Origin of the sequence: Iodidimonas gelatinilytica, assembly GCF_008579125.1 — a bacterium.
GTDB lineage: Bacteria > Pseudomonadota > Alphaproteobacteria > Sphingomonadales > Rhodothalassiaceae > Iodidimonas > Iodidimonas muriae.
Map to the genome: position 1 here is coordinate 1 of NZ_BKCL01000010.1, position 22,491 is coordinate 22,491.

General features: G+C 55.0%; 21 protein-coding genes and 3 pseudogenes. 11 read left to right on the forward strand and 13 right to left on the reverse strand.

Annotation, left to right across the window (positions count from 1 at the left end):
• Nucleotides 1-260 precede the first annotated feature (260 nt).
• Nucleotides 261-863 carry a hypothetical protein gene (locus tag JCM17844_RS11395; RefSeq protein WP_150001075.1) on the forward strand — a complete coding sequence of 201 codons (603 nt, stop codon included), beginning with the start codon at nucleotides 261-263 and terminating at the stop codon, nucleotides 861-863.
• 263 nt (nucleotides 864-1,126) lie between these two features.
• Here the strand turns inward: JCM17844_RS11395 and JCM17844_RS16120 are convergent.
• A pseudogene (locus JCM17844_RS16120) lies at nucleotides 1,127-1,424 on the reverse strand (transposase); the annotation flags it as partial.
• A 329-nt stretch (nucleotides 1,425-1,753) separates the two neighbouring features.
• On the opposite strand from JCM17844_RS16120, the gene hppD reads away from it, so the two are divergent.
• Complete coding sequence (hppD, locus tag JCM17844_RS11405; RefSeq protein ID WP_150001076.1) at nucleotides 1,754-2,842, forward strand: 4-hydroxyphenylpyruvate dioxygenase; 1,089 nt, start codon at nucleotides 1,754-1,756, stop codon at nucleotides 2,840-2,842.
• A gap of 6 nt (nucleotides 2,843-2,848) precedes the next feature.
• Nucleotides 2,849-3,541, forward strand: a complete 693-nt coding sequence (locus JCM17844_RS11410; protein WP_150001077.1) for a Crp/Fnr family transcriptional regulator — start codon at nucleotides 2,849-2,851, stop codon at nucleotides 3,539-3,541.
• A 9-nt stretch (nucleotides 3,542-3,550) separates the two neighbouring features.
• Here JCM17844_RS11410 and JCM17844_RS11415 read toward each other — a convergent pair whose 3' ends face one another.
• From JCM17844_RS11415 to JCM17844_RS16125, 9 genes and pseudogenes are all read right to left on the reverse strand, one after another.
• Nucleotides 3,551-4,558: an FAD:protein FMN transferase gene (locus tag JCM17844_RS11415; RefSeq protein WP_150001078.1), complete on the reverse strand. Its 1,008-nt coding sequence runs from the start codon at nucleotides 4,556-4,558 to the stop codon at nucleotides 3,551-3,553.
• Nucleotides 4,555-5,100 carry a nitrous oxide reductase accessory protein NosL gene (locus tag JCM17844_RS11420; RefSeq protein ID WP_150001079.1) on the reverse strand — a complete coding sequence of 182 codons (546 nt, stop codon included), beginning with the start codon at nucleotides 5,098-5,100 and terminating at the stop codon, nucleotides 4,555-4,557. The genes JCM17844_RS11415 and JCM17844_RS11420 overlap by 4 nt, the downstream gene beginning before the upstream one ends.
• Entirely contained in the window at nucleotides 5,097-5,921 is an 825-nt protein-coding gene (locus tag JCM17844_RS11425; protein WP_150001080.1) for an ABC transporter permease, read from the reverse strand. The genes JCM17844_RS11420 and JCM17844_RS11425 overlap by 4 nt, the downstream gene beginning before the upstream one ends.
• Nucleotides 5,918-6,103, reverse strand: coding sequence for a hypothetical protein (locus JCM17844_RS15240; RefSeq protein WP_210431863.1), 186 nt, complete (start codon nucleotides 6,101-6,103; stop codon nucleotides 5,918-5,920). Before JCM17844_RS15240 ends, JCM17844_RS11425 begins: the two co-directional genes overlap by 4 nt.
• Nucleotides 6,104-6,141: 38 nt before the next feature.
• Nucleotides 6,142-6,834 (reverse strand): ABC transporter ATP-binding protein, encoded by a 693-nt coding sequence (locus tag JCM17844_RS11430; RefSeq protein ID WP_210431864.1) that lies wholly within the window; start codon nucleotides 6,832-6,834, stop codon nucleotides 6,142-6,144.
• The gene (locus JCM17844_RS11435; RefSeq protein ID WP_150001081.1) at nucleotides 6,831-8,132 is read right to left on the reverse strand and encodes a nitrous oxide reductase family maturation protein NosD; all 1,302 of its coding nucleotides are present in this window, start codon (nucleotides 8,130-8,132) and stop codon (nucleotides 6,831-6,833) included. Before JCM17844_RS11435 ends, JCM17844_RS11430 begins: the two co-directional genes overlap by 4 nt.
• Nucleotides 8,125-9,877: pseudogene (nosZ, locus tag JCM17844_RS17350) on the reverse strand (TAT-dependent nitrous-oxide reductase); the annotation flags it as partial. The pseudogene nosZ and the gene JCM17844_RS11435, both read right to left, overlap by 8 nt.
• Entirely contained in the window at nucleotides 9,786-12,305 is a 2,520-nt protein-coding gene (locus JCM17844_RS11445) for a 4Fe-4S binding protein (RefSeq protein WP_443093537.1), read from the reverse strand. The gene JCM17844_RS11445 and the pseudogene nosZ, both read right to left, overlap by 92 nt.
• Before the next feature lie 168 nt (nucleotides 12,306-12,473).
• Complete coding sequence (locus JCM17844_RS16125; protein ID WP_235898991.1) at nucleotides 12,474-12,680, reverse strand: hypothetical protein; 207 nt, start codon at nucleotides 12,678-12,680, stop codon at nucleotides 12,474-12,476.
• Here JCM17844_RS16125 and JCM17844_RS17355 point away from each other — a divergent pair.
• From JCM17844_RS17355 to JCM17844_RS11465, 4 genes are all read left to right on the forward strand, one after another.
• Nucleotides 12,582-13,145, forward strand: a complete 564-nt coding sequence (locus JCM17844_RS17355; protein ID WP_371864762.1) for a hypothetical protein — start codon at nucleotides 12,582-12,584, stop codon at nucleotides 13,143-13,145. The genes JCM17844_RS16125 and JCM17844_RS17355 overlap by 99 nt on opposite strands.
• On the forward strand, nucleotides 13,112-13,309 hold the full coding sequence (locus JCM17844_RS17360) for a hypothetical protein (protein ID WP_150001083.1): 198 nt from the start codon (nucleotides 13,112-13,114) through the stop codon (nucleotides 13,307-13,309). The genes JCM17844_RS17355 and JCM17844_RS17360 overlap by 34 nt, the downstream gene beginning before the upstream one ends.
• A gap of 117 nt (nucleotides 13,310-13,426) precedes the next feature.
• Entirely contained in the window at nucleotides 13,427-13,885 is a 459-nt protein-coding gene (locus JCM17844_RS11460; RefSeq protein WP_150001084.1) for a DUF6789 family protein, read from the forward strand.
• A 187-nt stretch (nucleotides 13,886-14,072) separates the two neighbouring features.
• Nucleotides 14,073-15,278 carry an NnrS family protein gene (locus tag JCM17844_RS11465; protein ID WP_210431869.1) on the forward strand — a complete coding sequence of 402 codons (1,206 nt, stop codon included), beginning with the start codon at nucleotides 14,073-14,075 and terminating at the stop codon, nucleotides 15,276-15,278.
• 104 nt (nucleotides 15,279-15,382) lie between these two features.
• On the opposite strand, the gene JCM17844_RS11470 is transcribed toward JCM17844_RS11465, so the two are convergent.
• A complete protein-coding gene (locus JCM17844_RS11470; RefSeq protein ID WP_371864763.1) occupies nucleotides 15,383-16,600 on the reverse strand; it encodes a TonB-dependent receptor in 1,218 nt (405 codons plus the stop codon).
• Between the two features lie 596 nt (nucleotides 16,601-17,196).
• Nucleotides 17,197-17,682: pseudogene (locus JCM17844_RS17365) on the reverse strand (TonB-dependent receptor plug domain-containing protein); the annotation flags it as partial.
• Nucleotides 17,683-17,934: 252 nt separating this feature from the next.
• Here JCM17844_RS17365 and JCM17844_RS11480 point away from each other — a divergent pair.
• The 4 genes from JCM17844_RS11480 (at nucleotide 17,935) to JCM17844_RS11495 (ending at nucleotide 21,856) form a co-directional block, all read left to right on the forward strand.
• Entirely contained in the window at nucleotides 17,935-18,630 is a 696-nt protein-coding gene (locus JCM17844_RS11480; protein WP_150001087.1) for a TetR/AcrR family transcriptional regulator, read from the forward strand.
• Between the two features lie 73 nt (nucleotides 18,631-18,703).
• Nucleotides 18,704-19,138: a RidA family protein gene (locus tag JCM17844_RS11485; RefSeq protein WP_210431872.1), complete on the forward strand. Its 435-nt coding sequence runs from the start codon at nucleotides 18,704-18,706 to the stop codon at nucleotides 19,136-19,138.
• Nucleotides 19,135-20,334 (forward strand): dipeptidase, encoded by a 1,200-nt coding sequence (locus JCM17844_RS11490; protein ID WP_150001089.1) that lies wholly within the window; start codon nucleotides 19,135-19,137, stop codon nucleotides 20,332-20,334. The genes JCM17844_RS11485 and JCM17844_RS11490 overlap by 4 nt, the downstream gene beginning before the upstream one ends.
• 67 nt (nucleotides 20,335-20,401) lie before the next feature.
• Nucleotides 20,402-21,856, forward strand: a complete 1,455-nt coding sequence (locus JCM17844_RS11495) for a phospholipase D-like domain-containing protein (RefSeq protein WP_150001090.1) — start codon at nucleotides 20,402-20,404, stop codon at nucleotides 21,854-21,856.
• Here the strand turns inward: JCM17844_RS11495 and JCM17844_RS11500 are convergent.
• A complete protein-coding gene (locus JCM17844_RS11500) occupies nucleotides 21,853-22,452 on the reverse strand; it encodes a TetR/AcrR family transcriptional regulator (protein WP_150001091.1) in 600 nt (199 codons plus the stop codon). The genes JCM17844_RS11495 and JCM17844_RS11500 overlap by 4 nt on opposite strands.
• Between the last annotated feature and the right edge of the window lie 39 nt (nucleotides 22,453-22,491).

Consider the following 22,491-nt stretch of genomic DNA (forward strand, 5'->3'; position numbering starts at 1 on the left):
GTGGCCAAGTCCTAACTTGACAACTGGAACACTTAATGGGGGCAGGCCACTATGAAACACGCAAAAACATAACAAAATTAATTAGGTGTAAATATGAATATCATAACATGTTACATATTAATTTTATTATCATATTTTAGAATATTAATAATCAAGATAATGTATTGCAAAAAAAATGAAGAAATGAGTGTTTTTTAAATGGTACAATTGATGATAGCAAAGTTTATTATATAAATGATAACATAGATAAAATAAATTATTTGATAATTTCTAGTAATGATGGTGATGAAAAATCTGCACTTCGCTTGGCACAATTAATTTCTTCACATAATACATATATAATTGTAGATGGAATATATATGTCAGCGTGTGCGCTTTATATACTACCTGCATCAGACAATGTGGAAATAAGAGATAACTCAATTGTATCATTCCACAGTTCTGTTCCAGGAATATTGGAATCTGTATATGATAGTGCGTCATATGCACGATTTGAGGAGAATTGGATTGAGCATGCGAAAAACACAAAGAAATTGTACGAAACGCGTGGAGTTTATTTCCGTATCTTCTACGATTCTATAAAAATGTTAGACGTATCTTGTATAGAGATAGATGAATTTAATTACATAAGAAATATATATCTAATTAGGGAAATGTGGATTTCATCAAAAAAATATATGCAGGATATAGGATTTAAATTTTCTGGTTATTGGCCAGAAAATAACAAAGATATAGAGGAAAGTATAAAAATTCATAAGCTCGGTTGTATATCGTGGATATTTGGTGGATCTATAGATTATATCGGCAATCTAGAAGCAAAAAATGGTATAAAACAATGCGGTCAGGAGATTAACGATCAATGATTTATAATATAATATCAATTTTTGTATTCATAATTATTTCTTTATCTGTCCCTGCAATCATAATATTTTCATTGGACGCTGGAGGGCCATATGACATTGTCCTGAACGTCGTCCTCCATACGCTCGTCCTCGCCTCACAGCTTTATGTCTTGGGTCGCATCTTCGCCCCGCGCCCTGAACAACGGGCTCGTCGGGAGAAGCTCTTCATCGGTTGGTGCGCTCTCTATCTTGCCGTTGCCCTTCTCGATCGCTGGGTCCTGTGAGGCGCCGCGATGCACAAACGCAAACCTCATGGGCGTTGGCTCGCGAAGAACTGCGTGGCCTTTTTTAGAATCTCCCTCTCCTCCTTGAGAATACGGTTCTCACGGCGCAGACGTTCATTCTCGTGGGCTAAATCAGCCTGCGGTGCTGCCTCAGATCACTGGATCGATACTGCGACACCCACTTACCCAGTGTCGATAATCCAACACCCAAATCAGCAGAAACACGCCGCCGCGACAATCCGCTCGTCAGTGCAATCCGAACCGCCTCTTGCTTGAAAGCCTCTGTATGCTTCTTCATTTTACCGGTCTCCTTGTGCCAGTGTTATACGCTCAAGTCACCGGCACAAAACCGTTACAAGTCCATGATGCTTGCAAATATCGTTTAAAACGACCAATTCATTTAATGAATAGCCCCCGCGCATGACGGCGTGATGCCCCGGTTTTCGGTTTGCCTGTGTGGATATGTCGATTTTCTTTGGACAGGGTGGTATCCCATGTGACAAGGACACAAGCTCGTGGTCTTCAATGCATGATGTGCGGCATGTTTTGCGGGCACCCAATGGTTTTGACCAAAAGAGAGCGGTAGAACCGCGGCGACATCTGAATATCTTAATCGTGGAGCTCCAAATGGCTGATTTGTTTGAAAACCCCGCTGGTCTTGATGGTTTTGAATTCATCGAGTTTTCTGCCCCGGAAAAGGGTATGCTGGAACCCGTTTTCGAGACCATGGGGTTCGTCAAGATCGCCCGCCACCGCTCGAAAGATGTGGAACTTTGGCGTCAGGGCGGCATTAATCTGATCACCAATTACGAGCCAAAATCTGCCGCTTGGTATTTTGCCCGTGAACATGGGCCAAGCGCGTGCGGCATGGGCTTTCGTGTGCGAGATGCGCGGGCGGCCTATCGGCATTTGCTCGATCAAGGGGCCGAGCCGGTTCAGGTTGATACCGGACCAATGGAGTTGCACATCCCCGGCATTCGTGGCATTGGCAATTCGATCATCTATCTGATCGACCGCTATGGCGAAGAGGAAGACGATCTCAATATTTACGATATCGATTTCAACTATCTGCCCGGTGTTGACCGCTATCCCGAAGGCTGTGGCTTCCAGCTTATCGATCATCTGACCCACAATGTTTATGGTGGCCGCATGGCCTATTGGGCCGATTATTACGAGAAGCTTTTCAATTTTCAGGAAATCCGCTTCTTCGACATTAAAGGCGAATATACGGGCCTTACCTCAAAAGCGCTGACGGCACCGGACGGCAAGATCCGTATTCCGCTCAATGAAGAAGGCGAGGGCGGCAAGGGGCAGATCGAAGAATTTCTGCGCGCCTATAATGGCGAGGGTATCCAGCATATCGCACTTATTTGCGATGATCTTGTTGCGTGCTGGGACCGTTTGAAAGAGAAGGGGGTGCCTTTCATGTCGGCACCGCCAGACACTTATTACAAAATGCTGGGCGAGCGCTTGCCGGGGCATGGCGAGCCTGTGGAGGAGCTTCAAAAGCGCGGCATTTTGCTTGACGGGACAACCGAAGGCGGTGAACCGCGTTTGCTGTTGCAAATCTTCGCAGAACCGCGGATCGGACCTGTTTTCTTTGAATTCATCCAGCGCAAAGGTGATTACAAGGAAGGCTTCGGGGAAGGCAATTTCAAAGCCCTGTTCGAAAGCATCGAGCGGGATCAGGTGGAGCGTGGTGTGCTGAAGGTCTAGACGCGCATGAACATAGACGCGCGGATAAACGTGTTGCGCCGGGTGCCGCTTTATGAAGGGCTTGACGACACGGCTTTGTTAATGGTGGCCCGTGAGGCCCATGAGCGGCATTTGGAAAAGGGTGCGCCCTTGTTCACGCAGGGTGAAGAAGCGCTTCATGGCTATGTGGTTGGCCGGGGCTGGTTGCGCTTGGAGCAACTGACCTCGGACGGCCAGAATGTGGTGCTTCGCCATATGGGCGCGGGGGACATGTTGGGAACGGTGGCGGTGTTGCGTCATCGTCCTTTCCCGGCCACGCTGATCGCTATGGAAGAGTGCATGGTCCTGTCCTGGAGCGTTGCCCGTTTGTCGGAGCAGATGCAGCGCTTTCCGGCGATCGCGGTGAATGCCATCAAGGTGATCGGTGGCCGGGTTGAAGAATTGCAGGCCCGGCTTCAAGAAATTGCAACGCATCGGGTGGATCGGCGCATTGCAGCGGCTTTGCTGCGGATCGTGGCGCAATCCGGTCGCCCTGTGGACGGCGGCATAGAAATTCCCTTTTCCCTATCGCGCCAAGATCTGGCGGAAATGACAGCGACAACGCTGCATACGGTGAGCCGTATCTTATCGGCATGGGACCAAGAGGGTATGATCTCGTCGCGGCGGAGCAGCCATCTGGTGATCCGCAACCCTGAGCGTTTGGCCGAAATTGCCCGATAGGCCGGGGTGCTAGACCAAGTGTTTGAGGCCCTGCGTGGGGTCGCTTTGATACACCGCCAGATGATCCATTTGTACGGCTTGTTTTATAATATCTTTGTTTTTCATCAGTGAAAAGGCGGTGGACCACGCATCGGCAGTTGCCGCTTGATCGGCCACCACGGTTATGCTGCGGGCTGCCGGGATAGAGGCCCCCGTATGCGGGTTCAAAAGATGGCTGATCCGTCTGGCCGCATCAAACATCAGGCCATATCCGCCGGATGTGGCGACAGCTCGGTCCACACATTCGATATGGCCGCTGATACGCGCGGGGGCTTGGGGATCGGCCACACCCACGGCCCATGCCCGTCCATCTTCGCGCAGGCCCATCGCGCGGGTTTCGCCCAAATCCAGAAGCACCCGGTCAACGCCATTGCGTTTGAGCAAATCGGCCACGCGATCGGTGATATAGCCTTGAGCGATGCCATTGAGCGTGATGGCCATCCCCGGTTTATCAAAGCCGATATGGGCAGGGTCAATGCGCACGGCACGCCAATTGATGAGCGGCAGAATATCGTCCACAGGCGGTGGGGTTTCGGCATCGGGATGGGCGCTATAATAGCGGTGATAGCGCTGCCAAAGCGGTTGCACCGTTATATCGAATAGGCCGTTCGTTGCACGGCTGATGCTTTTGGCACGTTGCAACAGCTCCACAAGTTCCAAAGGAGGGGCGCTTAAATACCCTTCTCTGTTCAGCTTCGAAAGGGCCGATTCATGGCGATACAGGCTGAAAACAGCTTCCAGCCGTTCGATTTCCTGCACCGCCAGATGGATGATGTGCCGGGCCTTGGCGGCATCAGGATGAACCAGTTGCATAGAGGCGCGCGCCCCCAACGCAACGCCGCTCCATTGATGGCGTCGGGTTGTGGCATGGGCCCTGAACGGCAGCAAAGTGGCCCCGGCGCAAAATCCGACAATGCCGATAAACCGGCGTCTTGTAAGGGGGCTGGCGGGCTTGGTCATGCGGTTATGCGGTATCATGATCCTCGCTTCCTTTTTTCCGGGCTCATATCCGGTTCCCCCAGCACAGCGCTTTGTGGAATGTCTTTAAAAGTATAAAGCGTGCCATCATGGGCGGCCTGAAACTGTTCGGCAGCCGCTTTGTCGCTGAAGGGCACCAATTCCGGCCCGCCCATGCCGCCGCTTTGATCGCTGCCCACCACATAAACGGCATCCTTGGCCGCCACCCATGCGCCGGGTTGCGGCTGGTTCCAATTGGTGGCCACCCCCATATCATTGACATAGATGGCGCGGATTGCTTTGGATTCTTCGGGCAACAAGGTGAAGGTTATGGTGTCGCGCACCGAACTGAACCAGAGCGGATCATCCCGGCCTTTCAAGAAGATTTGCCCTTTGGGGCCGGAATGGTTGACCACCAGCATCCCGCAATAATAGCCCATGGCGTCGCCATCCGGTTCTTGCGGTGCAGGGATTTGTGCGTTTTCCGTGTTTTGGTTGCAGCCAGAAAGCACAAGCATGGCCAGCACCCCCCACCCCATCAAAATCGCGCGGGAAAGGCTCATGCCTGCCTCCTTTTGAAAAGCGCCACAGCGGCCCCAAGGGGCAGCACAATCCACATGATCAAGGCTGCATAAAGGCTCCAAAGGGACAGCCCTGCCTCGATGGGGGTGCTCATGGCCGAGGCCACAGCCGTTGCTTCATGGGCGGTGAGGTTGATCAGCCGGTATATATCGGCGGGATTCATCAAAAGCAGAAGATCAAGGCTTCCTGCGCTGATATTCTGGCCTTGATCGGCCACCAAAAGGCCCAAAAGCGCCGCATCATAAAGCAGGACCAGCACCAACCACAGCGCCACAGCAACGCCCGCTGCGGTGGCGCGTTCGCGCACGATGATGCTTACCAGACTGCCCAGCGCCACAAACACCGCCCCAAGCAATACCGATGTCCCGATCAGCAGCGCAAAGGCGGGCCAGGCCCCGGCATCGGCCCCTTCGCCGACATAGAGCACAACCGCTGCCGCGCCATAACCCAGTACCGTGGCAAGGGCCAGCATCAGGACATGGCCAAGGAATTTGCCCAGCACCAGCTGCCAGCGCGCCACCGGATAGGCCAGCAGCAAGAGCAAGGTGCCGCGTTCTGCCTCTCCGACTATGGCGTCGAACGACAAAAGCAGTGCGATGAGCGGCACCAAAAAGATGGTCAGGCTGGCAAGGCTTACCACCACCACTGTAATGGGGGAGGCGCCAACCGTGCCCGTGGGGGCGCTGCCCAGCAAAACGAGACTTAATGCCAAGGCTGCCAGAACCAGCGTGGTGGCCACGACCCAGCGATTGCGCAGGCCAATACGCAATTCCCAGCCGGTGATGGTCAAAAGCGGCATCATGCGGGCACCTCGCTCATCAGATGATGGTAAAGCGCTTCAAGTCCCGGTTCTTCTACATGTAGATCTTCGATCATATCGCGTAGGGCGGCCAGTTCCAACAAGAGGTCCAGTTTATGATTCTGGGCCACCGCCAGATCCAGCCGGTCCGCGCTGTGGTGCAATAGGGATATGTCGCTATGCAAGGACGTTAAGATCTTTTGGGTGCTGCATGGGGCCACCTTCAGGCGGATACGCGTTGGCAATCTTGCGTTTTTACGCAGGCTGGCCAGATCGCCGGCGGCGATGATACGGCTTGATGCAGCAAAATGGCGCGGTCCACATGGGGCTCGATTTCAGCCAGTGCATGGGTGGAAACCAGTATCGTGGCCCCTGAAGCCCGCAGCCGGTCGATTGTGGCATACACTTGCGCCCGCGAGGCAGGGTCAAGCCCGGATGTGGGTTCATCCAGCAACAAGATGTCCGGCGTGCCGATCAGCGCTTGGGCAAGAGCCAGCCTTTGCCGCATGCCTTTGGAATAGGTGCCGACCCGCCGGTGCGTCGCCTCGGCCAATCCAACTTGGTGCAACAAGGCTTTATTGGCCGAGTGCGGAGCGCGCTTCAGTCGGGCGTAAAATCCCAGCAATTCCTCGCCCGTCATGGCGCTGTGAAAGGCCACACTTTCCGGTAAAAATCCCAGGCGGCGGCGAAGCTGTGCCCCTTTGCGGCCCGCGGGATCTTTTTCCAGAACGCGCACCGTGCCGCCATTGGGCCGGATCAGGCCAAGCACCAGCTTCATCAATGTTGTTTTGCCCGCACCATTATGGCCCACCAGTGCCACGGCTTCGCCGGCGCCCAGTGTCAAAGTGGCGTTTTCAAGGGCGGTCAGTTTTCCATAGCGCTTGGTCACGCCGTCAAGAGTGACAATGGTGTTCATGATCCCTCTTCTGAAATGGGCGATTGCATCAGGGGGGCGGTGTCGATCACTCCGCCGGGATAAAGCGCGGGCAGTTTCGATTGGGCAAAGCGCAAAACGTCGATGGCGGGGCTGTTCAACAAAAGCCGGGCTTGCGGATAGCGCCATAGAATATCGTCAACGATGTCGTTGGGCCGGTAAGGACGGTCGGCAAGGCCGTCGCCATTCAGGTCGAAAGCGGCATTGTCGCTCCAATAATTGCCGCGCCCTTCAAAGGTCCATTCCACCCGCCGCGTGCCCACATATTTCACCTGCGTCTGATTGCCGATAAAGGCATTGTCATACACATCATTGCGTTCCGACCCGGCAGTGAAGTGAATACCGATGGGGCAGCCTTTGAACAGATTCTCGGCAATTTGGTTCTTATGGGCATTATAGACGAACAGGCATTTGCCTTGGCTGTCGCGCACCTGATTGCCGGTGATCTTCGTGTTGTTCACGTAGTTCAGAAGGAGGCCATGATCGCGGTCGCCCTGACTGATATTGTCGCGCACCTCCAGCCTGTCAGAATACATCAAGGCCCAGGCCACATGATTGTCCTGTGACCAGTTGCCGATGATCCGGCTGTCATGGGTGTACATATAATGGATGGCAAAGCGCAGATCCCGGAAGCGGTTGTTTTGAAAGACATTACGCTTGCTGGTATTGACGAAAATACCATCGCGACCATAGCGGATGTCATTGCCGGTCACTTTGGCCCCTGGCGCATTCCAGATAGAGACGCCATTGCCTGCTTCCGCCGTGCGCAGATCGCGCCGCCCGTGAATGATATTGTTTTCCACCTGTGATCCATCGGCCCCATGCAGATACACCCCGAACAGATTGTTCTGAAGGCGGTTATTGAGGATCAAGGCGCGTTTGGCGGTTTGTTTTACAAGAACGGCGGAATCCATTTTTGGCACATCAATGCCAGAGCCGGTGATGACCAGCCCTTCGATGCGCACATCCGGCGCGATGAGGGTGAAAACACTGCCAAGGCCAGTGCCATTTACCACCGCACCTTCCTCGCCGATCAAGGAAAGGGGCCGGTCGATCACCACCGGTCCTTGATAGGTGCCGCGCCGAAGACGCAGCACATCGCCTGCTGTTGCGGCATTGATTGTCGCTTGCAAATCCGCCCCCGGGGCCACGGCATGATCGGCAGCCCGAGCCGATAAGGCCGAAAGCAGGATCAGTCCGAAGGCCAGCCCTTGCCACAAAGCCGGACGACCCCGGCCTTTAGGCGGCGTATATTGCAAGCGGCGGATCACTTTAGGCATTTCGCGGTTCAACCAGCATCCGCCCTTTCATTTCCATATGCAGGGCATGGCAGAACCATTGGCAATAATACCAATGCACGCCGGGTCTGTCGGCAATGAAGGTGATGGAGGCGGTGGCTTGAGGCGCCACTTCCATGGCGACACCGTGATTGGTCAGAGTGAAGCCGTGGGTCAGATCCTCCACATCATCCAAATTGGTAATATAGATCGTCACCTCATCGCCTTGTTTGACCGTGAATTTCTCCAGACTGAAAGCGGGGGCCACAGAAAACATATAGACCCGCACCTTATTGCCGTCTCGAATGACGTCCGCCGCATATTCCAGTTCGACACCATCGGCCTCGGCCTGTTTTTTGCATCGTCGAACAAGGGGTCGTCGCGGTCCCACCGATGCACCGGGTTTATCTTGGAGCGGTGGACGATGGTGGCATCATGGGGTTCGGCAAAGCTGGGGCCATCATGGACCAGCTTCATGCTGTCGCCGGAAATGTCGATCAACTGATCACATTCCGGTTTCAAGGGCCCCACATTCAGGAACCGGTCCTTTGAAAATTTATTGAGCGAGATCAGCCATTTGCCGTCCGCCTCTTTGGTTTGCCCCATGGAGGTGTGGTTATGGCCCGGCTGATAATGCACATCCAGTTTTTGCACGATCGGGTCCACATCTTCGCCATTGAACAGGCGTATGGCCTTGTCGATGTTCCATTTACAGAGTTGGCTGTCGATGAAAAGCGTTGTGTAGGCATTGCCGCGACCATCAAAGGCTGTGTGAAGCGGGCCAAGGCCAAGCTCCGGCTCTGCCACCACCACATCGCGCGGTTTGATCTTGTCAGAGAACAGATCGTCGAAGCGGCGCACATCAAAGACCGTTACCGTGGGGGACAGTTTGCCATTGGCAACCACATGAATACCATCGGGGGCGGTGTTGATGCCGTGCGGGCTGTTGGGAACCGGCACATAGCGTGTATAGCGCGAGCCATGCCGCCCATCGATCACCGGCACGCATGATGTCTGGTGAAATCGCCGTTCTTCACGGCTTCTTCGATGCGGGCGATATTGAAAATGACCACCCAATCCTGCTCTGCCGATGTCATTTCGGCCAGATTGGTGCCGCCTTCGGAATTATAGCAGGTGGAAAAGCAGTATTTGCCTTGATAATCGGCATCCACATTATCCAGATTGCCATCCACCATCACCTGCCAGGCGATTTCCATGCTGTCGCCGTCTATGGCGGTGAAAATGCCATGATATTTATCCGGTTCATCCAGAATTGTGCCGTCATTGGGCAGCGGCAAGCGGTCTTCCCCATTGGCGAAGACATAGCCGGTTTTTGGGTATTTCTGGACCCGCAGGCCGTGCACTGCTTCCATATTCGGGATCTCGATGATCTTGTCGCATTTCATCACATCACAACGAACGCGGGCGACGCGGGAATTGGCCTTGTCGTTCATGAACACATAGCGACCATCATAGGTGCCTTCGGTGAAGGACATATGCGGATGATGCAGATCGCCATTCAGATAGACCCCGCCGCGGCTGTCTAGAAAGCTGCGGGTTTCCGGCAGCAAGCCTTCGGTAAGAATTTTGCGGCTTTCATTGGTGGAACCCCAGCCGGTGGCACTACAGCGGTTGAACACCGGAATACGCATCAGTTCACGCATGGACGGAAGGCCGACAATACGCAATTCCCCTGCTTGTCCGCTGGAGAAGAACACATAATATTCGTCCAGATCGCCCGGCCCCACATGCTCTTTGGCCGTGGCGGCCTGGCTTGATCGTGGTGACAGAGCAGCGCCACCTGTGAAGCCGCCCGCTCCCGCAAGCCCGGCAATGGTCGCCACCGAAGCGGTGCCGCCGAGGATATCGCGGCGGCTTGGTCCGCTTTTGTCTTTCATGTCTGTCATGCCTTTTCTCCCTGTGATGAGGCATTGCGTGGCGCGACACCGCCTTTGGTGCCGACCGGTGAGGAAGGTTCATGCTGGGGGACGCCATTGCTGCCCGCTTTTCGCGCTTCAGGCGCTTTTGGATCATCACCGGGCATTTGTGATCGTGGTGATAAAGCACCTGACAGTGCAGGCAGGAGATACATTCATTGGGATTGATGTGGCCTTCGGGATGGATTGCGCCTACCGGACATTCAACGGCACAGCGCATGCACGGATTGCCGCATTCCCGATAGCGTTTGAGCCAATCAAACATCCGCAAGCGCCCCGGAATGGCCAGTGCGGCCCCCAATGGGCACAAATAGCGGCAGAAGAAACGTTCGATGAACAGGCCCGCTACAAGCAAGGCCACCGCAAACAGGACAAACCACCAATCGCGCAGGAAATGCAGGATGATCGCGGTCTTGAACGGCTCCACTTCGGCCAGCTTTTCCGCCAGTCCCAAAGAGGTGAGCGACACACCGAACAGCACAAGGAAAATGACATATTTCAAAGGCCAGAGCCGTTCATGCAGGCCCCATGGCACCGTGATCTGCGGGACGTGCAACAAGCGGGCGGCTTTGTTGGTCAGTTCCTGTAAGGCCCCGAAGGGGCATAGCCAGCCGCAAAAAGGGCCGCGCCCCCAAAACAGCAAGGCGGCCGCCACTGAAAACCACAAAATGAAGATCAAGGGATCGATCAGAAAATAGGACCATTGGAAATCGGTGCGCAGAGCATTGGCAAAGGCCAGCACATTAACCACCGAGAGTTGCGCATGGGCAACCCAGCCCAGCCAGAACAGCGTCACCAGAAGATAAGCAAGGCGTATGCGATTGAACAATTTCTCCCGCTTCACCAAAATATCCTGAAAGAAGAAAATCCCTGTCAGCACGCCCAGCATTATGACCAGCACAGAGATCGAGGCGATCTTGCTGCGCCAGATCCGTTGCCAGAGCGGTGCGTTCGGCCCATTCCCGAAATTGGCGATGTCTGTCATGGCCGGCGCGGATATGGCCTCTTCCGGGTTTTTTGTATCTGCACTGGGGGCCGCCTTCACAACCGCAGGGGTCTTTGGTGCGGGGGGCACTGCCTTGGAATAGAGGGCGGGCAGGCGGTAATCGAGGGCGAAGCTGGTAAAGGCCTTGTCCAGAGCGCCGATGGCCCGCTGCACCAAAAGCTGTAAACTGAAGGTTTCGGCTGGCTGGAACTGCACCCCGGTGGGGATGCGGAACAAGGCTATTTCCTTGAAAGACGGCGCATCGGCTGCCGCCAGATCGGCGATGCGCTCATGCTGTTTGTCACGGAAACGGATGGTTTCGGCCCCTTGGGTCAGCTCGATCCGGTCAAAAATGCCGCCGCGCACATAGCCTGAGCCTTTGAACGAATACCGCCCGTCGCCCATGATCAAGATGGCGGCCTGATCGGTGCCCAGCTGGCTTTGCAACCGTTCGAACCCGGTATCGCCTAACAGGGTGCGGCCAATGGCAGGGTGCGATACCAGCGCCACATAAAGATCGACAAATCCGTCATCGGGGGCACCCGGCTCGGGGCGTTTCATGGCTTTTGGATCGCCGGACAGGGCGAAGGCCTCATTCACATCGCCCACCGTTATATGCAGGCGCCGCACCGCTCCATTGCCCAGCAATGTTTCCCAGTTGCTCACTGCGCCGCCTTGGGGATCGACCATGCGGGTGGGGCCGGCTGTTTCTATCGTGCCGCCACTTAACAGATGCGCCACACGGCCCGCCGAACGCAGGATGCTGTCGCCGATCACCAGCACCGTGACGGTGGCACCGGAAACGATGTCCACCTGTGGCGGGGCTTCGCCATTTTTGGCGGCCTGCATGGGGTTGAAGCCGATCAGATCCATCACTGAAGCGTCAATACGCGCTTGCGGGATGCCGATCAGAACGATGGGTTCGTGATGCTCTACCAGTTTCAGGCCAATGATGGTGCCATCTACATCAAGGCCGACCAGTGTGTGGATGGGTTTGCCGGAATAGCCCGCGGTATTCACGATGTCTGAGGTCAGATAAACATAACCGATAATTTCTTCGCCCTTAAGAGCCGGTGCAATCGGGGCGATCTCCAGCAACGCACCGAAATGATTGGCACCGGGCACGATATCTGCCGCTTGTACTTGATCCAGAAACCGGCCCAATTGCGCGCTTTGTTGCGCCAAGACAGGCGGGGCGAAAAGCACGGACAAGAGGAGAGACAACGCCGTCATTATGGAAAAACGGCCACACATCCAGAGAGTTAAGCGCCGTAAACGCACGTTGAGAACTCCTTAAACTGATCTGTGCAGAGGTCTGACTATAGGGTCGGGATCGTGCCACCTTTTGCTTTGGATCAAATTACAGATAACATGTGAGAAATTATAATCTAGGATTATATTGTGTTTTAATGCAACCTCAGATCACACAGAGGAAATGGTCTCATGTCTTTGTTGAGCCAAGACCCGCAGATGACCCCCGGCACAATGGCAGAATTGATTGCCATCGCCACCCGGATCGAGCATGAATCCGTGCGCCGCTATCAGTGGCTTGCAACAGAAATGCGCCAGCGCCATGAGCACGAGACAGCCGCGGCTTTCGATAAGCTGGCTGTTGAAGAACAGCATCATATGGCCGCAGTGGCGGAATGGGCGCAGGCTTTAGGCGAAGGGCCTTTGGTCGATCATGAGATCCATTGGCACCTGCCCAAGGATCTGGCCCAAAACTGGAAGATGCGGCAGGCAGTGCGCTGCTTACGCCTTATCGCGCCTTTGCCATCGCTGTCGAGAATGAAGAGCGGGCTTTTGCCTTTTATACATATCTCGCGGCATCGACGCCCGATGCCGGAATTGCCAAACAGGCGGAAATACTGGCCAAGGAAGAACTGCACCATGCGGCCTTGTTGCGGGCATGGCGACGGGCGACATGGCATCAAAATGAAAGAGGCGCACGCACGGGCTCGCGGGCATCTTCAAGGATCGAAACGTTGCCAGCACTTGAGGCCGTCATCGCACAGCATGAAGCCGGGATCGCCGCCTGGGGCGTTGATTTCGAGGAAGATGTGCGCACTGGTGACGATCCTGCCCCGCTTTTAAGAGCGCAAGGGGCTTTGGAACAGCTTTGCACTTTTCTGGAAACGGTGCTGGTTACCACACCGGACGCGGCCACCCGGGAAAAGGTCGAACAGACCCTTCACAGCGCCATCGCCCGCCTTGCCACCCTGCATCACCGCATCGACCGGGTGAAAGGCGGCCACTAGGATTGCTGGCGGCCCCCGCTTCCGAACATGTTCACGAAGGCGCGAGATCGCTGAACCTTTTGCAAAGAGGAACGTAGCTGCTTGTCGTAGTGCGATAACAGGAAGGAAGACAAGACCATGCAATCAATCGGAAAAGGGATGGTTGCCGGATTTGTGGCAACAGTGGTTCTCTCGCTTCTTATGATGATGAAGGCAGCCATGGGCCTGATGCCGGAATTGAATGTCATTGCCATGCTTTCCAACATGATGGGAGAGGCCTCATCTGTTATGGGCTGGGTGGCTCATTTCGTCCTCGGGACTTTGGTCTGGGGTGGATTGTTCGCCTTGTTGGCTCCCCATTTGCCGGGACGCACCTATTGGCTGAAAGGCGTTGCTTTTGGCGTTGTCGCTTGGGTGCTGATGATGGTCATTGCCATGCCGATGGCCGGTGCCGGGCTCTTTGGTATGGCCCTTGGTGTGATGGCCCCCATGATGACACTGATCCTTCATGTGGTTTTTGGAGCGGTGCTTGGCGGTGTTTATGGCGCCTTGCATCCGCAGGCATCGGCCATCAACCCTGCTGCCCCGCACAGTTGATCTTTTCATAACAGGCACCGGCTTTTCAGGTGCATGGGCAAAAGCCCGTCTATGGAACGATATGCCTTGTCGTTCCATTCCCTTGCTTCATAATAGGCATTTACAATACATATTATAGTGAATTAGAGTGGGCTATGGGCAGTCAAGGGATGGTCAGAAGGCGTCCGTCGGGAAGGGATCGTTGGAAATGGCTGGAACCGCAGAGACGATGAAACCTGCAGGCATTCCCCGTTATCGGCCTTTTGATGGCCCGGTGCTGTTTCGGCAAGGCTTTCGTCCGTTCTTTTTTGGCGCGGGCCTTTGGTCGTTATTGTCTTTGCTTCTTTGGCTCACGGTGGTGCAAGGGGCGGTTTCTTTGTCTTTGGGGGCCAATCCGCTGGCATGGCATGCCCATGAAATGATTTTCGGATTTACCGGTGCCGTGATTGCCGGATTTTTGCTGACAGCCATCCCCAACTGGACGGGCCGCATGCCGTTACAGGGCGTGTCTTTGATGGTTTTGTTCGGCACATGGCTTTTGGGGCGGCTCGCCATGGGACTGTCGGCGCTCCTTAGTCCTGCGCTCGTGGCGGTGCTGGATCTGTCTTTCTTGTTGCTGCTGATTGCTGTTGTGGTGCGTGAAATTCTGGCGGGGCGGAATTGGCGCAATCTCCCCATGCCTGTCGCGTTGGCCGCTTTGTTTATTGCCAATCTTCTGACCCATCTCGACCTGATGGGCCTAGCTGCGACCGGGCGTATGGGTGAACGGCTTGGCATTGCTACGATTCTGTTTCTTATCGGCTTGGTGGGCGGGCGGATTATTCCCAGCTTCACCCGAAACTGGCTGTCGAAACGTGGCGAAAAGCGATTGCCCGCAAGCCTTGGCCGTTTTGATAAGGTCAGCCTTTTTTTGATGCTTGTTGCCCTTATTGCGTGGGTATCCCTGCCCGATAGCCAGATCGCGGGCATATTTTTGCTGATCGCAGGGGGGATGAGCTTCTTGCGCCTTGGCCGATGGCAGGGCCATCTTTGCTTATCAGAGCCGTTGATCTGGAGCCTGCATCTGGGTTTTTTCTGGCTCCCCTTGGGGCTGTGTCTGTTGGGGGCGAGTATTTTTCTGCCGCAAATCCTGCCGTCGATGGCTGGCCTTCATGCCCTGACCGCCGGAGCCGTTGGCTCCATGACATTGGCGGTGATGACCCGGGCCACTTTGGGCCATACCGGACGGACACTGACAGCCGACCGGTGGACGACCATGCTTTATGTCTTGATTGCAGTGGCGGCGGCGGCGCGGGTGGGGGCATCGCTCGCGCCCATATCCTATAGCGCTTTGCTGTGGGTCTCTGGCCTTTTATGGGTGGCGGCCTTCGGACTTTTCAGCGCCCATTATGGCCGTATGCTGCTCTTTAAATAACCAAAACCCTGCTTTTTCCGATCATATGGTCGGGATTTTTGGGCGCTGCCATCGCGGGTGCGACAGCAGCGCCTGTTTGTATCCATCTGGCGACAGAATCCTGTTCAGAACCGGCTGCGCAAGGTGACGCCCCAGCTTCGTGGCGCCCGCGATAAGGCAAGCCCGCCAAAGGCTTCAAAGCCGGTGGCCGGGCCCAGCCCTGCGGCTCCGGCGGCGAAATCGAAGCGACGCCCCGGATTGGTAATGAACACACCATTGGCCGCCGACTCTTCGTCTGTCAGATTGTCCACCCAGAATATGAGCGCATGCTGCCCCATTTCAAATCCGGCGCGCAGATTGAGAAGGATGGCATCGGCGGTGAAGGCATCGCCAGTTTGTACGGCATTTTGCTTGGACTGATAGGCGATGTCCGCACGTCCCATGATGTCGATTTCGCCCATCAAAGGCCGCCGATATTGCACCGTACCATTGGCCATATAGCTGGGAGCATATTGAAGCTGTGTCCCTGCCAATTGGGTATCGGTGATGCCTGCAAGCAACAAGGTGGTGAAGTCGAAATCATCATATTCCGCATCGGTATAGGCAAAACCGCCCCGGATATCGAGGCCGGGTATCGGGCGGGCCGCGACTTCCAGCTCGATGCCTTTGGACGTGGTTTTGCCCGCATTGATATTGAGGACGGCAAAGGTTTGCCCCAAAGCCCGGACGATCTGGTCGTTCCATTTGATCAAAAAGCCGTTGAGATTGGCGGTCAGCCGTCCACCGAACCACGAGGTTTTCGAGCCCAGTTCATAATGCCAGCTGCGTTCGGGATCGAAGCTGCGTTCTTCGGGCAGGATCTGCCCGGCGGCGGTTACCACATTGAACCCACCCACCTTCACGGCCCGGGCGGCGCTGAAATACAACAGGTTCTCATCGGTCAGGTGATAGTCCAGCGATAGCCGGGGCGTGAAATTGTCGAAAGACAGGGAATCCACGAATGGTGGATTGGAAATCCCGGCAATGGGGTCGGTATCCACCGCCGTCACGTCTTTTTCTTCATGGGTGTAGCGTCCGGCAAAGGAAAAGGTGAGCGCCGAAGTGATATCCAGATCCACCTGCCCGAAGGCGGCAATGCTGTCGGTTTCTTCTTCAGTATCGCTGATCAGGCTTTGAAATGGCCCCAGAACAGCCAGCATCAGTGGACCTGCATCGCCGACAAAGCGGTCGTCAATGCGCGTATCTGCATCCAGATGGTAATAATATCCACCAAGCATCCAGCGGAACCGACCGTCGCCGGGGGAAGACAAACGGATCTCCTGGCTGAACTCTTCTTGGTCCACATCGGTGGTTTCAAAATGAATCTGGCGGGCCTGATAATCATCATCAATGGCGGTATGCAGATCAAGCTGTTGAAGCCGGTGATCGCCGTTAATGTATAAGGGCCCACGTCCCAATCCATGGTGAAGGATGTGGTCAGGTTTTCCCGGTCTGTCTCTCCCGGTGTAACGGCAAAACCACTTTCAAAACCGGGCATTTTTCCTACAAAAAGCTGGTTAGTGGGCGGGGCAGGAAAGGGAAGCGGGTTGAAAAGCTGGGCATTATTGGTGACAAACTGCAAGGGCTCGTCGCCGTCATTGGTGTTTTCAAAGGCGATACGGGCGGTGATGCTGAATGTATCGGTGAGAAAGGCTTCCAGCGTGCCGTGATAGACCTCGGTATTGCGGCTATCCAGACCAGATCCGGTCAGTTCGTTTTTGAAATACCCGTCCCGTTCATGGTGCACCGCTCCGGCGCTGAAAAAGACCTTGTCCCGGATCAGCGGTCCGGAAATCGATCCCTTGAAATCCCGGCGCTCATCGCTGCCCAATGTGCCTTCAAAAAAGCCTTCGAAATTGTTGCTGGGATCTTTGGTAATGTAATTGACCGCGCCGCCAAAGGTGTTGCGACCATAAAGGGCGCTTTGCGGCCCTTTGGCAATTTCCACACGGGCCACATTCTCGATCAGAGCTTCCATGGTTGCTCGCGAGGATTGATAAACGCCATCAACGAAGAACCCCACATTCGGCTCGCCAATGGTGGTCATCATGCCCCGGATCACCGGCGTTTGCCCGCTGCCGCCGAACAAGGGCGCCATGTTAAAACCCGGCGTCAAGAGCGCGATATCTTCGATGCGCTCAATCCCGGCGTCTTCCAGATCTTTTTCGGTAAAAGCGGTGATCGCCATGGGCACATCTTGCAGGCTTTCTTCCCGCTTTCGGGTGGTGACGATGATTTCTTCCAGAACCCGCCCATCGCTGCTGCGCCCGCTTTGCTGTGCAGTTTGAGGCGCTTCTTGCGCTGCCGCCGCCGCACTGCCCAAGGATAGAGCCATCGCCCATAAGCATGCCCCGTTTCGTCCATGCTTCCTTCTTTCCGTTATCATCTGTTCCCTCCCTGATGTGGCAGAAACCACAAAAAAATCATAAGGTTATGATTGCCCTTATCGAATCTGAACGTCGTGCGGCGCCTCTCGAATAATGACGCGGATCCAGAGTCGGGATGCCAGGTTCTTGATTGCCTGGTGGTTATGGACATTATAATTACGTTACATTAATGTAATTTATTCGTCCATTGTTATTGCCATCCCGGTTGATCATGTCGGTCTGGCCAAACCAAGGGTGAGTGGAAAACCGGGATGGCGGAAGAAACGAGCGGATTACCGATAGCGCAGAGCGCAGAGCCGGGAAGGGCTGAAACAGAACGCAGTTCGGGCCGTCCGCGCGATTTGGCATTGGATCAAAGGCTTTTGGGGGCGGCCCTGGACCTGCTGGCCGAACAGGGGTTTGACGGGGTCAGTTTGGAAGCGGTGGCGCGCCGGGCGCAGTCTTCGCGGCCCGCTATCTATCGGCGGTGGCCATCAAAAGACGATCTGATGTTGGATATTGTGGGCGCGGTGTTTCGGCGTATGGATCAGGAGTTGCCACCGCTTAAGGATATGCGCGGCGATATTCACACACAAATCACCCTGATTCTGGAAGCCGCTATAAGGTTCTTGCAAGACCCCAAAATGCGCCGGGCAACAATAGCGATTGTCGGGGCCATGCATCAGCACCCCGATTTCAAGGCTTTGCAGCGCTTGGTGCGTAGCCGCCGGGGGTCGGCTCTGCGTACTATGCTGGAAGCGGCCGTTGCGCGCGGAGAGCTTGCTCAAGACCTTGATGTGGAATTGGCGCTCGATCTGTTGATGGGTCCGGTTTTTTATCGCGGGCTGGTGTTGGATCTACCGCTTGAACCCAAGGTGGCGGCCCAATTGGTGGCGGCGGCTCTCTCTCAAACCAGACCCGCCGTGCCGTCTTGTTATTCCTCACAGGGGACCGATGATGACCGCTGAAAGATCTGTGTTTTGCCGTTTGCGTTCGACTGGTATCGCTGTGGCCTTTCTCGTTTTCGGTGGGACTGCTTTTTTGCCGTTTTTTACGCCATCTGCTTTGGCGGGGCCGACCTATTTCGCCCATCCTGATGGCTTGCCGTTTTCCGAAGCGGTCCGGGTTGGAGATATTCTTTATCTTTCTGGCCAAATCGGTGCGAAGCCGGGCGCACTCACATTGGTTCCAGGCGGCATATCGGCCCAAGCCCGGCAGGCCATGGAAAATATGGGAGCGACGCTAAAGCGGCACGGGCTTTCCTATGACGATCTATTCAAGTGCACCGTCATGTTGGCAGATATGAGCCAATGGGCGGCATTCAATTCGGTTTATGTTACGTATTTCAAGCCCGACCGTCTGCCGGCACGCAGTGCCTTCGGGACATCCGGTCTGGCTTTGGGCGGGGCGTTGGAAATCGAATGTTGGGCTTATGCTGGTAATGGTGTCGCGCGTGAGGGAAAGGATGTGAAATGAGCCGGTTTTTAGTGAATCGTCGTCATATGCTGGGCGGTATGGGCGTGCTGGCCTCGGCAGGGTTGATGGGGGCTCTGGGGCCGCGATGGGTCCAAGCCCAGATCCAAAATCAGACCCAAGATCAGGCGCAGGATGTATTTTCTGCCGAAGCGCGGGAAGACTTTTCAAAAATCATGAGCGCGGAACAGCGCGCCGAAGGCCGTCGTTTCCTGAAAAACCACCCCAGTATCGATACGCATGCCCATCCGGGGCGGTTCTTTCTTGACGGTATTGATGTGCAAAATCCGGCAGTGAAAGCGCTCGGTCCGGCCAATGTTTCCGGCGTGGTCGATGATATTAAAACGGGGAATGTTACCGCAGCGGTGTTCAGTTGTGTGGCCGACTTGCCCTTGTTGTCCGTGGGGCCGCAAGGTATCCGGGCCGCGCGTGATTTCAGACCCGGCGAAGCCTATGGTGAATATCGTCGCCAGATCGGTATTTTGCACGCCATCTGCGAACGCGGGCTTTTGTCATGCGAACGCACAGCGCAGGGCGTTGAAGCGGCGCATCGGGGAGAGAAATCCGTTTGTCTGTTCGGTGTGGAAGGAGGGGACTTTATCGAAGATGCCCCCGAACGGGTTTTCGCTGCCGCCAAGGATGGGGTGAGAACCATTGGTCTTGTGCATTATCATGTCAATCAACTTGGTGATAACCAGACCGAGACGCCGGTTCATAACGGCCTGACCGATTTGGGGCGTATTGCGGTCAAGGCGATGAATGAAGCGGGTATTTTGATCGACCTTGCCCATGCAAGCGAAGCCGCAAGCCGTGATTGTCTGGAGGTTTCTTCCCGTCCGGTGATGTTGTCCCATACGTCTTTGCAAACCGAAAACGTCCGTCACCCGCGTATGATCACGCCAGACCATGCCCGCTTGGTGGCCCAACATGGTGGCGCTATCGGTGTGGCTCCTTGGGGCCTGGGGCAGCAAAATCTGTCGGATTATATCGATGCTATTCTGGCGATGATCGAAGTGGTCGGCGCAGATCATGTGATGATCGGGACAGATATGGACGCCACTTATAAACCGGTTTTCGATAATTACGCCGATTGGGATGTGCTTCCGGCGGCCTTGTTGGCAAGGGGGGTGCCCCGGTTAGATGTGGCCAAGGTGATGGGAGGCAATTTCTTGCGGCTATTGGCGCAAGTGGAGATATGATTCCGGATTTTCCGGGCCATTTTGCCTTGTCAGGCGTTGATGGGGGTGCAGCCATTGGGAGATGCTGATGCCTTCGCCAACCCTGATTTCGGACCGCAATTGCTGGCGTATTGAAACGGCGGATCGTGCGGCGGTGATCATTGATGCGGAGGATTATTTTCGTGCCGCGCGCCGCGCCATGATGAATGCTCGAAAGCGCATCATGCTGGTGGGTTGGGATTTTGATGCGCGGGTGCATCTTTATGACCATGCCCAAGACGATGACGGCCCATTGGCGGTGGGGGCCTATCTTCATTGGCTGGTGCAGCGCCGCCCAGAGCTTCAGATCCATGTGCTGCGCTGGGATATGGGGGCGCTGACCTCTCTGTTTCGCGGCACCACTTTGCTTGACGCTTTCCGATGGTGGCGGCATCCGCGTCTTCACTGGAAGTTGGATGGCAATCATCCGGTGGGGGCTGCGCAGCACCAGAAAATTCTGACCATAGATGGAGAAATGGCATTTTGTGGCGGCATTGATATCACCAATGGCCGTTGGGATAGCCGTCAGCATGCCGATGAAGCGCCGGGTCGTTTGCAACCCGATAATACAGATGCCGGACCATGGCACGATATCACAACGGCCCTGGAAGGGCTGGCCGCGCGGGCCTTGGACGATTTTTGCCGGATGCGTTGGGAAAAGGCTGGCGGCAAAGCGCTTGCCCCGGTGACATCCGGGATGTCTTGCTGGCCAATGGGGTTGGATGCGCCTTTTAAGAAGGTGGCGGTTGCCATCGCGCGTACGCAGGCAAGGATGCCCGATCAGGCGGGGATTTTCGAGATCGAGGCGCTTTATGTGGATCTGATCGCCAAGGCGCAGCATTTTATTTATGCGGAAAGCCAGTATTTTACCTCATACAAGATCGCAAAAGCCATTGTTCGGCGTTTATCGGAGCCGGATGGTCCGGAAATCGCGGTGGTTACGCCGGAAACATCGGAAGGCTGGCTGGAATCCAAAGTGATGGATACAGCCCGCGCCCGACTTGTTTCCATCTTGCGCCGCTATGATAAATATCGGCGGTTTCGTCTGTTTCATGCGCTGAGCGAGGGCGGGCACCCCATATATATTCATGCCAAGATCATGATTGTTGATGACCGGATTTTACGCGTGGGGTCATCGAATATGAACAACCGTTCTTTGGGGCTCGATACGGAATGTGATCTGGTCCTTGATGCAGACCATGCAAAAACACCCGCCGCTACAGCCAGAATACGTAAGGCCATCGTCCATATCCGCAATGATCTGCTGGCCGAGCATCTGGGTTGCGATGTTGAACAGGTTGAGGCGACGCTAAAAGACTGCGGATCGTTGATCGGCACCATCGAGACGATACGGAGCGAGGGCCGCACCTTGAGAGATTACCGCTTGCCAGATTTGAATATGGCGGAAAACTGGCTTTCGGAAAGGGAAATTCTCGACCCTAGGCGCCCCCAAGATTTGTTCGAGGCACCCCGCAAGCGCAGGTTGTTTCGCTTCAGGCGTTAAGTGTGGGTTTGATCGGCAGGGTTTTTCGCACATAAAATGCCGTTGCCATTAGCCGAGGAAAACACCTGGTCAAATAGGCTGGTGTCATTCATCGCACGGGCGACGATCATCAATCCCTCAACTCGCGCAATCAGGGACAGTGCTTCTGCATGCGGGTTGTACGGCGTGCCGGAGTTCTCTTTCATGCGCGCATAAACTTTTTCCAACCACGCGACATTGAGTTCAAAGAAGCGCCGGGTTTCGTTCACGACCTCCGGGGGGAGCGATTCAATCTCTGCCGCCAGCATTCCAAACAGACAGACACGGTTCTTCTTTTCCAGTGTGTCGCGGAACGCTGAAACATAATCGGTGATCATTTGTTCCGGTTCAATCGAAGGATCTGCCGGATCCGGTAACTCTTCCAGAAAGCGCTCGCGATAGTCCCGCGCAACGGCCGCTCCAAGTTCCTCCTTCGTTCGAAAGTGGTAATGCACCCCCGCGGTTCTGACACCAACGGCCTCCGCCAGATGACGAAAGCTAAAGGCATTGAAACCACGCTCGCAGATATAACTTTCGGCAAGCACCATGATCTTTTGTGCCGTTACGCCCACCGCCATTGCGACTCTCCCTATGTTCAGAAATTAATAAAACTGACT

Excerpts from the sequence above, each read along its gene's own strand:
- hppD (WP_150001076.1), top strand. The coding sequence starts at position 1,754 with ATGGCTGATTTGTTTGAAAACCCCGCTGGTCTTGATGGTTTTGAATTC.
- JCM17844_RS11445 (WP_443093537.1), bottom strand. The coding sequence starts at position 12,305 with ATGTGTGGCCGTTTTTCCATAATGACGGCGTTGTCTCTCCTCTTGTCC.
- JCM17844_RS11495 (WP_150001090.1), top strand. The coding sequence starts at position 20,402 with ATGCCTTCGCCAACCCTGATTTCGGACCGCAATTGCTGGCGTATTGAA.
- JCM17844_RS11490 (WP_150001089.1), top strand. The coding sequence starts at position 19,135 with ATGAGCCGGTTTTTAGTGAATCGTCGTCATATGCTGGGCGGTATGGGC.
- JCM17844_RS11415 (WP_150001078.1), bottom strand. The coding sequence starts at position 4,558 with ATGATACCGCATAACCGCATGACCAAGCCCGCCAGCCCCCTTACAAGA.
- JCM17844_RS11460 (WP_150001084.1), top strand. The coding sequence starts at position 13,427 with ATGCAATCAATCGGAAAAGGGATGGTTGCCGGATTTGTGGCAACAGTG.
- JCM17844_RS11425 (WP_150001080.1), bottom strand. The coding sequence starts at position 5,921 with ATGATGCCGCTTTTGACCATCACCGGCTGGGAATTGCGTATTGGCCTG.
- JCM17844_RS11430 (WP_210431864.1), bottom strand. The coding sequence starts at position 6,834 with ATGAACACCATTGTCACTCTTGACGGCGTGACCAAGCGCTATGGAAAA.
- JCM17844_RS11465 (WP_210431869.1), top strand. The coding sequence starts at position 14,073 with ATGGCTGGAACCGCAGAGACGATGAAACCTGCAGGCATTCCCCGTTAT.
- JCM17844_RS11500 (WP_150001091.1), bottom strand. The coding sequence starts at position 22,452 with ATGGCGGTGGGCGTAACGGCACAAAAGATCATGGTGCTTGCCGAAAGT.
- JCM17844_RS11410 (WP_150001077.1), top strand. The coding sequence starts at position 2,849 with ATGAACATAGACGCGCGGATAAACGTGTTGCGCCGGGTGCCGCTTTAT.
- JCM17844_RS11480 (WP_150001087.1), top strand. The coding sequence starts at position 17,935 with ATGGCGGAAGAAACGAGCGGATTACCGATAGCGCAGAGCGCAGAGCCG.
- JCM17844_RS11420 (WP_150001079.1), bottom strand. The coding sequence starts at position 5,100 with ATGAGCCTTTCCCGCGCGATTTTGATGGGGTGGGGGGTGCTGGCCATG.
- JCM17844_RS16125 (WP_235898991.1), bottom strand. The coding sequence starts at position 12,680 with ATGATGCTGTTCTTCAACAGCCAGCTTATCGAAAGCCGCGGCTGTCTC.
- JCM17844_RS11435 (WP_150001081.1), bottom strand. The coding sequence starts at position 8,132 with ATGCCTAAAGTGATCCGCCGCTTGCAATATACGCCGCCTAAAGGCCGG.